At 61.5% G+C, this 12,786-nt stretch carries 11 protein-coding genes; 6 read left to right on the top strand and 5 right to left on the bottom strand.

All coding sequences use genetic code 11. The annotated features are described in order from the left end of the window. Nucleotides 1-17 precede the first annotated feature (17 nt). From EI969_RS29885 to ppx, 4 genes are all read left to right on the top strand, one after another. Entirely contained in the window at nt 18-686 is a 669-nt protein-coding gene (locus EI969_RS29885; RefSeq protein ID WP_160390854.1) for an amino acid ABC transporter permease, read from the top strand. After that, nucleotides 683-1,333 carry an amino acid ABC transporter permease gene (locus EI969_RS29890; protein ID WP_160390855.1) on the top strand — a complete coding sequence of 217 codons (651 nt, stop codon included), beginning with the start codon at nt 683-685 and terminating at the stop codon, nt 1,331-1,333. Before EI969_RS29885 ends, EI969_RS29890 begins: the two co-directional genes overlap by 4 nt. Beyond that, complete coding sequence (locus tag EI969_RS29895; RefSeq protein WP_160390856.1) at nt 1,320-2,057, top strand: amino acid ABC transporter ATP-binding protein; 738 nt, start codon at nt 1,320-1,322, stop codon at nt 2,055-2,057. The genes EI969_RS29890 and EI969_RS29895 overlap by 14 nt, the downstream gene beginning before the upstream one ends. Before the next feature lie 201 nt (nt 2,058-2,258). Then, entirely contained in the window at nt 2,259-3,761 is a 1,503-nt protein-coding gene (ppx, locus tag EI969_RS29900; RefSeq protein WP_160390857.1) for an exopolyphosphatase, read from the top strand. Nucleotides 3,762-3,928: 167 nt separating this feature from the next. On the opposite strand, the gene ppk1 is transcribed toward ppx, so the two are convergent. Continuing rightward, nucleotides 3,929-6,151 (bottom strand): polyphosphate kinase 1, encoded by a 2,223-nt coding sequence (gene ppk1, locus EI969_RS29905; RefSeq protein WP_160390858.1) that lies wholly within the window; start codon nt 6,149-6,151, stop codon nt 3,929-3,931. A gap of 18 nt (nt 6,152-6,169) precedes the next feature. After that, nucleotides 6,170-7,183 carry a porphobilinogen synthase gene (gene hemB, locus EI969_RS29910; protein ID WP_160390859.1) on the bottom strand — a complete coding sequence of 338 codons (1,014 nt, stop codon included), beginning with the start codon at nt 7,181-7,183 and terminating at the stop codon, nt 6,170-6,172. A gap of 207 nt (nt 7,184-7,390) precedes the next feature. Here hemB and EI969_RS29915 point away from each other — a divergent pair, with 207 nt between their 5' ends. Beyond that, nucleotides 7,391-8,017 (top strand): DedA family protein, encoded by a 627-nt coding sequence (locus tag EI969_RS29915; RefSeq protein WP_160390860.1) that lies wholly within the window; start codon nt 7,391-7,393, stop codon nt 8,015-8,017. Here EI969_RS29915 and EI969_RS29920 read toward each other — a convergent pair. After that, the gene (locus tag EI969_RS29920; protein ID WP_160390861.1) at nt 7,998-9,233 is read right to left on the bottom strand and encodes a sterol desaturase family protein; all 1,236 of its coding nucleotides are present in this window, start codon (nt 9,231-9,233) and stop codon (nt 7,998-8,000) included. The genes EI969_RS29915 and EI969_RS29920 overlap by 20 nt on opposite strands. Before the next feature lie 115 nt (nt 9,234-9,348). Here EI969_RS29920 and elbB point away from each other — a divergent pair, with 115 nt between their 5' ends. Next, a complete protein-coding gene (elbB, locus tag EI969_RS29925; protein WP_160390862.1) occupies nt 9,349-10,017 on the top strand; it encodes an isoprenoid biosynthesis glyoxalase ElbB in 669 nt (222 codons plus the stop codon). A gap of 119 nt (nt 10,018-10,136) precedes the next feature. Here elbB and EI969_RS29930 read toward each other — a convergent pair whose 3' ends face one another. Both EI969_RS29930 and EI969_RS29935 read right to left on the bottom strand, forming a co-directional pair. Next, nucleotides 10,137-10,592, bottom strand: a complete 456-nt coding sequence (locus EI969_RS29930; protein WP_160390863.1) for a YaiI/YqxD family protein — start codon at nt 10,590-10,592, stop codon at nt 10,137-10,139. Nucleotides 10,593-10,691: 99 nt separating this feature from the next. Continuing rightward, nucleotides 10,692-12,590 carry a cytochrome c/FTR1 family iron permease gene (locus tag EI969_RS29935; RefSeq protein WP_160390864.1) on the bottom strand — a complete coding sequence of 633 codons (1,899 nt, stop codon included), beginning with the start codon at nt 12,588-12,590 and terminating at the stop codon, nt 10,692-10,694. Nucleotides 12,591-12,786 lie beyond the last annotated feature (196 nt).

A 12,786-nucleotide genomic window follows, 5' to 3' on the forward strand; every position in this document is an offset into this window, starting at 1 on the left:
CACGCTGGAGACGCTTTATGGCTTATAAGTTCGATTTCCTGCCGGTGGTCAACAACACCGACCTGTTGCTGCGCGGTGCGCTGTTCACGCTTGAGCTGACGGCCATCGGCGCGGTGCTTGGCGTGGGGTTGGGCATCGTCGGGGCGCTGGTGCGGGCCTGGAACATCCGGCCTTTCGCGGGGATTTTCGCGGTCTACGTCGAGTTGATCCGCAACACGCCCTTCCTGGTGCAGCTGTTTTTCATCTTCTTCGGCTTGCCGTCCCTGGGCGTGCAGATCTCCGAATGGCAGGCCGCCGTGTTGGCGATGGTGATCAACCTCGGCGCTTATTCGACCGAGATCATCCGCGCCGGCATCCAGGCGATCCCCCGGGGTCAGCTGGAAGCAGCGGCGGCACTGGCGATGACACGCTTCGAAGCGTTCCGCCATGTGGTGCTGCTGCCGGCGCTGGGCAAGGTCTGGCCGGCCCTGAGCAGCCAGATCATCATCGTCATGCTCGGCTCGGCGGTGTGCTCGCAGATCGCAACGGAGGAGCTGAGTTTCGCCGCCAACTTCATTCAATCGCGCAACTTCCGTGCCTTTGAAACCTACGCCCTGACCACGCTGCTCTACCTGTGCATGGCGCTTCTGATCCGCCAGTTACTGAACTGGATAGGGCAACGCTTCATTGCAAGGAGCAGCCGATGAGTGATTTCACTTTCTGGGACATCGTGCGCAACCTGCTCACCGGCCTGCAATGGACGCTGGCGCTGTCGCTGGTGGCGTTCATTGGCGGCGGGCTGATCGGCTTGTTGATCATGGTCATGCGCATCTCGGACAAGTCCCTGCCGCGCAGCTTCGCCCGCACCTACATCGAGCTGTTCCAGGGAACGCCGCTGTTGATGCAGCTGTTCCTGGTGTTTTTCGGCGTGGCCCTGGCCGGGCTGGATATTTCGCCGTGGATGGCGGCCGCGATCGCGCTGACGCTGTTCACCAGCGCCTACCTGGCGGAGATCTGGCGTGGTTGCGTCGACTCGATCCCCAACGGTCAGTGGGAAGCCTCGGCAAGCCTGGCGCTGAACCCGCTGGAACAACTGCGCCATGTGATCCTGCCGCAAGCCCTGCGCATCGCCGTGGCCCCGACCGTGGGCTTCTCGGTGCAGGTGGTCAAAGGCACCGCCGTCACCTCGATCATCGGCTTCACCGAGCTGACCAAGACCGGCGGCATGCTCGCCAACGCCACCTTCGAACCCTTCATGGTCTATGGCCTCGTCGCTCTCGGCTATTTCCTGCTCTGTTATCCGCTGTCCCTCAGCGCGCGCTACCTGGAAAGGAGACTGCATGCCTCTGCTTAGAATTTCCGCCCTGCATAAATACTACGGCGATCACCATGTGCTCAAAGGCATCGACCTGAGCGTCGAGGAGGGCCAGGTGGTGGCGATCATCGGCCGCAGCGGCTCGGGCAAGTCGACCTTGCTGCGCACCCTCAACGGTCTGGAATCGATCAACGACGGCGTAATCGAAGTCGATGGCGAATACCTCGACGCCGCTCGCTCCGATCTGCGCAGCCTGCGGCAGAAAGTCGGCATGGTGTTCCAGCAGTTCAACCTGTTCCCGCACCTGACCGTGGGCGAGAACGTCATGCTCGCGCCGCAAGTGGTGCAGAAAGTGTCCAAGACACAGGCCGCCGAACTGGCGCGACAGATGCTGGAACGAGTCGGGCTGGGGGAAAAGTTCGATGCTTTCCCGGATCGACTGTCCGGCGGCCAGCAGCAGCGGGTGGCGATTGCCCGTGCCCTGGCGATGTCACCGAAAGTGCTGCTGTGCGATGAAATCACCTCGGCCCTGGACCCGGAGCTGGTCAACGAAGTGCTGAGCGTGGTCCGGCAACTGGCCAGGGAAGGCATGACGCTGATCATGGTCACCCATGAAATGCGCTTTGCGCGGGAGGTTGGGGACAAGCTGGTGTTCATGCACCAGGGCAAGGTGCATGAAGTGGGCGACCCGAAGGAGTTGTTTGCCAGGCCGCAGACGGCGGAGCTGGCGAATTTCATTGGGACGGTTGAGGCGGTGGCCTGACAGTCCTTCAGCGCCTGTCAGGCCGCCTTCGCGGGCAAGCCCGCTCCCACAGGGTTCCATGTTGGAACAGGATTGTGTGTCCGACGCAAACACCTGTGGGAGCGAGCTTGCTCGCGATTGACCGCGAAGCGGTCACCTACGCGTTGGCGGCAGCCTTTGATCGTGGCACGATGTCGAGGTTATCGACCGAGACCCCAGACCATGCCGCAATCCCAAGCCAAGAATCTGTCCCTGATCGCCGCAATCGACCTGGGCTCGAACAGTTTTCACATGGTCGTGGCCAAGGCCCAGAACGGTGAGATCCGCATTCTCGAGCGTCTCGGGGAGAAGGTTCAACTGGCCGCCGGCATCGACGAAGATCGCCATCTCAACGAAGAATCGATGCAGCGAGGGCTCGACTGCCTCAAGCGCTTCGCCCAACTGATCAACGGTATGCCCTCTGGCGCCGTGCGCATCGTCGGCACCAACGCCTTGCGTGAAGCCCGTAACCGCGCCGAATTCATCCGGCGCGCCGAAGAAATTCTCGGCCACCCGGTGGAAGTCATCTCCGGCCGTGAAGAAGCGCGCCTGATCTACCTCGGCGTGTCCCACACCCTCGCCGACACCCCCGGCAAGCGCCTGGTGGCCGACATCGGCGGCGGCAGTACCGAATTCATCATTGGCCAGCGTTTCGAACCGCTGCTGCGCGAAAGCCTGCAGATGGGCTGCGTCAGCTACACCCAGCGCTATTTCAAGGACGGCAAGATCACCCCGGCCCGCTACGCCCAGGCGTACACCGCGGCGCGGCTGGAGATCATGAGCATCGAACATGCCCTGCACCGCCTGACCTGGGATGAAGCCATCGGCTCCTCGGGCACCATCCGCGCCATCGGTCTGGCACTGAAGGCTGGCGGCCACGGCACCGGCGAGGTCAATGCCGAAGGCCTGGCCTGGCTGAAGCGCAAACTGATCAAGCTGGGCGACGTCGAGAAAATCGATTTTGAGGGGATCAAGCCCGATCGCCGGGCGATTTTCCCGGCCGGCCTCGCGATCCTCGAGGCGATCTTCGACTCCCTCGAACTGCAACGCATGGATCACTGCGAGGGCGCCCTGCGCGAAGGCGTGCTCTATGACCTGCTGGGTCGCCATCATCACGAAGACGTACGTGAACGCACCCTCACCTCGCTGATGGAGCGCTACCACGTCGATCAGGAACAGGCGGCACGGGTCGAGCGCAAGGCACTGCATGCGTTCGACCAGGTGGCCGAGGACTGGGATCTGGAAGACGGTGTCTGGCGCGAACTGCTCGGTTGGGCGGCCAAGGTCCATGAAGTGGGCCTGGACATCGCTCACTACCAGTACCACAAGCACGGCGCCTACCTGATCGAGCACTCGGACCTCGCCGGGTTCTCCCGCGAAGACCAGTTGATGCTCGCGCTGCTGGTGCGCGGCCACCGACGCAACATCCCCAAGGACAAGTTCGCCGACTTCGGCGACGACGGCATCAAGCTGATTCGCCTGTGCGTGCTGCTGCGCTTCGCGATCCTGTTCCACCACATCCGTGGCACCCAGCAAATGCCCCAGGTGGAACTGAACGCCAATGGCAACCACCTGGAAGTGGTGTTCCCGGAGAACTGGCTGGATGAAAACCAGCTGACCCAGGCCGACTTCGAAATCGAAGCGCAATGGCTGACCCGGGTCGACATCGTGTTGACCGCTCGCTGAAATTGAAAAAGGCCTTCTTCGGAAGGCCTTTTTTGTGTTCGAGATTCAACAAGCGACACAGCCCTATGTGGGAGCGAGCCTGCTCGCGAAGAGGCCGTCAGCGCCAACATCAATGTTGACTGTCAGGCCGCCTTCGCGAGCAGGCTCGCTCCCACAGGTTACTGGCGCTAGCGAACCGCCAGAATCGGACTACCCAACCGCTCCAGCAACGTCGCCTGGGCGCTGCGCGGGTTCTGGTTGCCGGTTGGTGTGTTACGGATGTAACGACCGTCCGACTGCAGGCTCCAGCTGTGGGTGTTATCGGTCAGATACAGCTCCAGCTCTTTCTTGACCCGCATGATCAGCTTCTTGCCTTCCACCGGGAAACAAGTCTCGACGCGCTTGTCGAGGTTGCGTTCCATCCAGTCGGCGCTGGACAGGAACATCTGCTCGTCGCCGCCATTGAGGAAGTAGAAGACCCGGGTGTGTTCCAGGAAGCGGCCGATGATCGAGCGCACGTGGATGTTGTGGGAAACCCCGGCGATGCCCGGTCGCAGGCAGCACATGCCGCGCACCACCAGGTCGATGCGCACGCCAGACTGGCTGGCCTTGTACAGCGCGCGAATGATCTTCGGGTCGGTCAGCGAGTTGAACTTGGCGATGATGTGCGCCGGTTTGCCGTCGAGGGCGAACTGGGTTTCGCGGGCAATCATGTCGAGCATGCCCTTTTTCAGGGTGAACGGCGCGTGCAGCAATTTCTTCATGCGCAGCGTTTTACCCATGCCGATCAACTGGCTGAACAGTTTGCCGACGTCTTCGCACAAGGCATCGTCGGAAGTCAGCAGGCTGTAGTCGGTGTACAGGCGGGCGTTGCCGGCGTGGTAGTTACCCGTGCCGAGGTGCGCGTAACGCACGATTTCACCGGCCTCGCGGCGCAGGATCAGCATCATCTTGGCGTGGGTCTTGAAGCCGACCACGCCGTAGATCACCACCGCACCGGCCGCTTGCAGCCGGCTGGCCAGTTGCAGGTTGGACTCTTCGTCGAAGCGCGCGCGCAATTCGATCACCGCGGTGACCTCCTTGCCGTTACGCGCCGCATCCACCAGCGCATCGACGATTTCCGAGTTGGCGCCGGAGCGGTACAGGGTCTGGCGCACCGCCAGCACGTGCGGGTCCTTGGCGGCCTGGCGCAGCAGGTCGACCACCGGCGTGAACGACTCGAACGGGTGCAGCAGCAGGATGTCCTGCTTGCTGATCACGCTGAAAATATTCTCGCTGTTCTGCAGCAGTTTCGGGATCTGCGGGGTGAACGGCAGGTATTGCAGCTCGCGCTGGCTGTCCAGGCCAGTGATGCTGAACAGACGCGTCAGGTTCACCGGGCCATTGACCTGATACAACTCGGTCTCGCTCAGGTTGAACTGCTTGAGCAGGTAGTCGGACAAGTGTTTCGGGCAGGTATCGGCCACTTCCAGGCGCACTGCGTCACCGTAGCGACGGGAGAACAGTTCGCCGCGCAAGGCGCGGGCCAGGTCTTCGACGTCTTCGGAGTCCAGCGCCAGGTCGGCGTTACGGGTCAGGCGGAACTGGTAGCAGCCCTTGACCTTCATGCCCTGGAACAAGTCATCGGCGTGGGCGTGAATCATCGACGACAGGAACACATAGTTGTCGCCTGCGCCGCCGACTTCTTCCGGCACCTTGATGATACGCGGCAGCAGGCGTGGCGCCGGGATGATCGCCAGACCGGAATCACGACCGAAGGCGTCGATGCCTTCGAGCTCGACGATGAAGTTCAGGCTCTTGTTCACCAGCAACGGGAACGGGTGAGTCGGGTCGAGGCCGATCGGGGTGATGATCGGCGCGATCTCGTCACGGAAATAGCGGCGGACCCAGGTTTTGAGCTTGGTCGTCCAGTGGCGGCGACGGATGAAGCGGACCTGATGTTTCTCCAGCTCCGGCAACAGAATGTCGTTGAGGATCGCGTACTGGCGGTCGACGTGACCGTGCACCAGTTCGCTGATGCGCGCCAGTGCCTGATGCGGTTGCAGGCCATCGGCGCCCGCCTGTTCACGGGCGAAGGTGATCTGCTTCTTCAGGCCGGCAACGCGAATCTCGAAGAACTCGTCCAGGTTGCTGGAGAAGATCAGCAGAAACTTCAGCCGCTCCAGCAACGGATAGGACACATCCAGCGCCTGTTCCAGCACGCGGATGTTGAACTGCAGTTGCGACAGCTCGCGATGGATGTACAGACTGCTGTCATCCAGGCCCGGAATGGCAATGGCCGGTGCCGCCGCAACGGCTTCGGCGACCACTGCGGGAGCAGCAGGCTCCAGCTCCGGCGGGGTCTCGGCGATTTGCTCTACCACGGGTTGAGCGTCTTGTACGGCAACTTCAGTGAGTCCTTCGGTATTCATCACATGTTCCTGGGAGGGCTATTTCTGCTCTCGTAACAATTGAGCGGCACGAACGGCAAAGTACGTCAGGATGCCATCAGCGCCTGCACGTTTGAAAGCGGTCAGGGATTCGAGAATAACCCCTTCGCTCAACCAGCCATTCTGGATCGCCGCCATGTGCATGGCGTACTCGCCGCTGACTTGATAGACAAACGTCGGCACTTTGAATTCTTCTTTTACCCGGCACAGGATGTCCAGGTACGGCATGCCTGGCTTGACCATGACCATGTCTGCACCTTCTGACAAGTCCGCCGCCACTTCGTGCAGGGCTTCGTTGCTGTTGGCCGGGTCCATCTGATAGGAGGCCTTGTTGGCCTTGCCCAGGTTCAGCGCCGAACCGACCGCATCGCGGAACGGCCCGTAATAGGCGCTGGCGTACTTGGCCGAGTAGGCCATGATCCGCACATTGACGTGGCCAGCCACTTCGAGGGCTTCGCGGATCGCCTGGATGCGACCGTCCATCATGTCCGACGGCGCCACCACCTGAGCGCCGGCTTCGGCGTGGGACAGGGCCTGCCTGACCAGTGCGTCGACGGTGATGTCGTTCTGCACGTAGCCTTCTTCATCAAGGATGCCGTCCTGCCCGTGGGTGGTGAACGGGTCCAGGGCGACGTCGGTGATCACGCCAAGCTCGGGGAACTGCGCGCGCAAGGCACGGGTGGCGCGCTGTGCGATGCCTTCAGGGTTCCACGCCTCGGCGGCGTCCAGGGATTTGAGTTGCGCCGGCGTCACCGGGAACAGGGCCAGCGCCGGAATCCCCAGTTCGACCCACTTGGCCGCTTCTTCCAGCAGCAGGTCGATGGTCAGGCGTTCAACGCCCGGCATCGAAGCCACCGCTTCGCGACGGTTTTCACCGTCCAGCACGAACACCGGCAAGATCAGGTCGTCGACGGTCAGCACGTTTTCACGGACCAGACGACGCGAGAAGTCGTCACGACGGTTGCGACGCAGGCGGGTTGCAGGGAATAAACGATTGGCGGGGGTAAAGCTCACGGCAGACTCCTGAGCCCGCGCAGACGGGCGAGCGTGACAGTTATAAGCGGCCATTATGACGAACGTATTACAGTTATGTGCACGCTGTGACACGTAGCCGCATTCCATTGTCGTTGTAGGAAATGTTCACGTCGAGACACATTTGGACACTTTCCTGAATGTGTCCGAAGGGTTAGGCTGCGCGTTCATTTCGCCAGCACCCAGACAATGCTCCAACAATTTCTGCATGACTTCGGCTACTTTGCCCTTTTTCTAGGCACGTTCTTCGAAGGCGAAACCATCCTGGTGCTCGCGGGCTTCCTCGCGTTTCGTGGATACATGGACATCAACCTGGTGGTGGTCGTGGCCTTCTTCGGCAGCTATGCCGGCGACCAACTGTGGTATTTCCTGGGACGCAAGCACGGCCGCAAGCTGCTGGCACGCAAGCCACGCTGGCAGATGATGGGTGACCGGGCGCTGGAACACATTCGCAAGCATCCGGACATCTGGGTATTGAGCTTCCGCTTCGTCTACGGTCTGCGCACGGTCATGCCGGTGGCCATCGGGCTGTCGGGCTATCCGCCGGGACGCTACTTGTTGCTCAACGGCATTGGCGCGGCCATCTGGGCCACCGCCCTCGCCGCTGCCGCCTACCATTTCGGCGCGGTGCTCGAAGGCATGCTCGGCAGTGTGAAGAAGTACGAGCTATGGGTGCTTGGCGCCCTGCTGGTGCTGGGACTGGTGCTGTGGCTGCGTCGGCGTTTCAAGAACGCCCGCCTGGCCAGACAGGTCTACGCCGACGAACAAGCCCTGAAGAAGACCAAAACCGAAGGCCCTACGACGCCAGCCGAGTGACACGGTTTCGACAACAGTACAGACCGACAACGCTCAACAGGCTGTAACTGAGCAGGCCGATCCAGCCCGCCGCGCTGACCGGCCACAGCCCCACCATCGGGGCCAGCCATGCCAATGGCAGATTCGACGCCAGCCGTACCAGCTCCAGCGTCAACGCCCACGGGCGATTCTCCAGGGCCACGCCCAGCACGAACAGACCGAATGCCACCGCTCCCCAGCCCAGCAACAGGGCGGTGACTGACAGATTCGCTTGAAGATTCATCAAGTAGCTGCCCAGCGCGATGTAGACGCAGAACTGCAACAGGACGTAGAACTGTAGACGCCCGTCCAGCGGCACTTCGAATTTGCGGAACCGGGTCAGGTCCGGCTTGTTCAGCGGATATTTCGCCGCCACGTCCGCCGGGCGCCAGCCGGTGCGCATGAACCAGATCCGCAATTTATCCCAGGGGCTTGCGGCACGCCGCGCATCCGCCCACAACTGCGCGTAGAACTGCAGGTTCGCCCACACGGGATTCCAGCTCGCCAGTGGCGCGGTCACGCCGAAAATCACTGGCTCGTTGTCGTCTTCTTCCTGGAACGAGCCAAACAGACGGTCCCAGATAATGAACACACCGCCGTAGTTGCGATCCATGTAGAGAGTGTTCTGCGCATGGTGAGCCCGATGATTGGATGGCGTGACAAAAAACCATTCGAACCAGCCAAGCTTGGGAATGTGTCGCGTGTGCACCCAGAACTGGTACAGCAGATTCAACGCCGCGACACTGAGGAACACCAACAGCGGTACGCCGAACACGGCCATCGGCAGATAGAAGATCCAGCTCAACAGAAATCCGGTGCTGGTCTGGCGCAGCGCCGTGGACAGGTTGTAATCCTCGCTCTGGTGATGCACCGAATGCGCGGCCCAGAGAATGTTGCGCTCGTGCCCCATGCGGTGCAGCCAGTAGTAGCAGAAATCGTAGAAGACAAAGGCAAACACCCAGGTCCAGACGCTGTCGGCAGACAGTTCGAACAATGCCAGGTGTTTGAGGGCAAACGCGTAGCTCAGCAGTCCCACGCCTTTGGTCAGCAACCCCGTGGTGGTCGACAGCACGCCGGTGCTGATGCTGTTGATCGCGTCCGCCACCCGATAATTGCTCACCCCGCGCCAACGGTCGACCAGCAGTTCGAGGGCGATCAGCACAAAGAAGAACGGCACCGCATACAGAATGAGGTCCATGACGCGCCCTGGCCCGAATCTTGAGAACTGATGCTATGTGTAACCGTGAATTAACCCTATGGCAACGAGTGACAAATTAGTGGACATTTAACGCCATGAATCTGGAGAAAAGCCCATGAGCAAAAAAGTTGCAGTGATCCTTTCCGGTTGTGGCGTGTACGACGGCGCCGAGCTTCACGAGAGCGTCATCACCCTGCTTCGCCTGGATCAGCGCGGCGCGCAGGTACAGTGTTTCGCACCGAACATCGCCCAGTTGCATGTGATCAACCACCTGACCGGCGAAGAAATGCCCGAATCGCGCAATGTGCTGGTGGAATCGGCGCGGATTGCCCGGGGCAACATCCAGGACATCCGTGACGCGAACGTCGATGACTTCGATGCGCTGATCGTGCCCGGCGGCTTCGGCTCGGCCAAGAACCTGTCCAACTTCGCCATCGAAGGCGCCGGCTGCACGGTTCAGCCGGATGTCCTGGCACTGACCGAAGCCTTTGCCGAGGCCGGCAAGCCGGTGGGATTGATGTGCATTTCCCCGGCCCTGGCGGCCAAGATCTACGGCCCTGGCGTCACCTGCACCATTGGCAATGACACCGACACCGCAGCCGCAATGAACAAGATGGGCGCGACCCATACCGATTGCGCGGTCAGTGACATCGTCGAGGACAAGGCACGCAAACTGGTGAGCACCCCGGCTTACATGCTGGCGCAGAGCATCAGTGAAGTGGCGACGGGGATCAACAAGCTGGTAGACCGGGTGCTTGAGCTAACCCACGAAAACGACGCCTGACGCCCTTCAAAACTGTGGGAGCGAGCTTGCTCGCGATGGGGCCAGCACATTCAACATCGAGGTTGTCTGTAAGTCCGCTATCGCGAGCAAGCTCGCTCCCACAGGGTTCGTCACTGGTCTTAAGAATTGCGGGCCAGGCGAGTGAGAATCCGGTCCAACGCATTGGCAAACGCCTGCTTCTCACGGTCGCCGAACGGCGCCGGCCCCCCGCCGATTTGCCCCTGTTCGCGCAAATCGGTGAACAGGTTGCGCACCGCCAGGCGATCGCCCATGTTCTGCGCATCAAACTCCTTGCCCCGTGGATCGAGCGCTGCCACGCCCTTCTTCACCAGGCGATCGGCCAACGGCACATCGCTGCAGATCACCAGTTCACCGGGGACCGCGTGTTCCACCAGGTAGTCATCGGCCGCATCCGGGCCGCTCGGCACCACGATCAGCTTGACCAGCGCCAGGCCTGGCTTGATCTGCGGCTGTCCGGCCACCAGCACCACTTCGAACTGGCGCTTGAGGGCGAACTTGACCACCAGATCCTTGGCTGCCCGCGGACAGGCGTCGGCATCGATCCACACACGCATTGCATATTCCTCTGTTGAAAAGCACCCGCCCCCACAGATTAACGCCAAACCCTGTGGGAGCGGGCTTGCCCGCGATATGAGCGCAGCGAATGCTGTTCTTTATGAAACCTGCAACCGCCGCTTCTCAACCACCCGACTGCGACCATACAGCACGACAATCGCAATGATCGCCACGGCCTGAGCACTCAGCGAATAGGCATCCGAGTGAATCCCCAGCCAGTCAAAGTCAAAGAACGGCACCGGCCGCGTGCCAAAGATCCCGGCTTCCTGCAGTGCCTTCACACCATGCCCGGCGAACACCACCGACAATGCGCACAACAGGCCGGCGTTGATGCTGAAGAACAGCGCCAGCGGCAGTTTCGCCGAACCGCGCAAAATCACCCAGGCCAAACCGATCAACAGCACCAGCGCCGTGGCCCCGCCGGCCAACACGGCGTTGTGCCCCGCTGGACCTGCCTGCAACCACAGGGTTTCGTAGAACAGAATCACTTCGAACAATTCGCGATACACCGAGAAAAACGCCAGGGTCGCAAAGCCGAAACGCCCACCGCCACCCACCAGGCTGGTCTTGATGTAATCCTGCCAGGCCGCCGCGTGGCGACGGTCATGCATCCACACGCCCAGCCACAACACCATGACGCTGGCAAACAGTGCCGTCGCGCCTTCCAGCAGTTCACGCTGGGAACCGCTGACATCGATCACATAGGCCGCCAGCGCCCAGGTGCCCAAGCCGGCCAACAGCGCCAGGCCCCAGCCGGCATTGACACTGCGCACTGCCGATTGCTGACCGGTGTTACGCAGGAAGGCGAGGATCGCCGCCAGCACCAGAATCGCTTCCAGGCCTTCGCGCAGCAGAATCAGCAGGCCGGAAATGTAGCTCAGGGACCAACTCAGGCCATCGCTGCCGAGCAAGCCGGCAGAGGTCTTCAGTTTGTCCTTGGCCGCTTCCAGACGCTGCTCCACTTGCTCGATCGACAGACCATCCTGCAGCGACTGACGATAAGCCATCAGCGATTTTTCGGTGTCCTTGCGCACGTTGGCGTCGACGTTGTCCAGGGAGCTTTCGACCAGTTCGAAGCCTTCCAGGTAGGCCGCTACCGATAAGTCATAAGCCTGATCATGTTCACCGGCGCGATACGCCGCGATGCTCTTGTCCAGCGTGGCTGCGGTGTAGTCGAGCAGCTGTGCGGGGCCCCGCTTGACCTGCGGCGGCTGCGCGCGTTGCGCGCGGAAGGTCGCGGCGGCTGGCGCGCCGTCGGCGGCCTGCACTTCGGCCGGAGTCCGGCGGGCCAGATCGGCAAGGTTGTAGAGCCTGTCTCCGCTGGCGGTCGCCGGGTCGGCGCTGAAGCTGGCTATATAAGTGGCCAGGTCCCAACGCTGGCGCTCGTCCAGCTGATCGGCGAAGGCCGGCATGTCGGTGCCTTCCACGCCCAGGCCCAAGGTGCTGTAGATCGCATAGAGGCTCAGGTGATCCAGTCGCGCGCTGTCACGCAGATTGGCCGGTGGCGGCGTCAGGCCGACACCCGCCGGGCCATCGCCCGCTCCCGCATCACCGTGACACACCGAACAATGCTGGGCGTACAACGGCGCGCCACGAGCCGGGTCCGGGGTAATGATCGGGGCTTGGCTGACTTCATAGGCTACCGCCAGCTTCGCACCGAGCTGCCGCGCCTGACGGGCGACATCAGCGCCGTCCTGACGTGCGGCAATCGCGTCATGCAGTGCGCCAAGGCCCTGCTCCAGCCCGGCCTTTTCCGGCTTGACCGGCATGGCGGCGACCAAGGCCTGCACGGCCTGGACGAATTCAACCTGTTCGCGGTATTCGGCCTCGTTGACGACCTGGCCCGCCTGCACCGCCTGCGGATAATCCGCGCCGATATAGTCGAGCAAATGCAGGGCTTGCGGGGCGCCTTCCACCGTAGCGGCCAGCAGGTTGAAGCTGCACAAGGCAAGGACCGGCGCTAACAACCAGGCCAGGTAACGGGACGGCGCAATCATGAATGAATCTCATTTGGAAACACGAAGTAACATATTGTTCCTTCCCGATGACTTTCACTCAAGCTTTGTTGCGCTCTCGATGTGTTTCGAGCCTTTTTGTTTCAGTGACTTGGCTATCCCCAGTGATGGCACTTCTGAAAAATTAGCAATTAAAAAGCCATTACAATGCCACCATCCTTGCCTATAATGCCGCGCC

This window comes from Pseudomonas sp. PB101 (assembly GCF_009764265.1).
In the GTDB taxonomy this organism is placed as follows: domain Bacteria; phylum Pseudomonadota; class Gammaproteobacteria; order Pseudomonadales; family Pseudomonadaceae; genus Aquipseudomonas.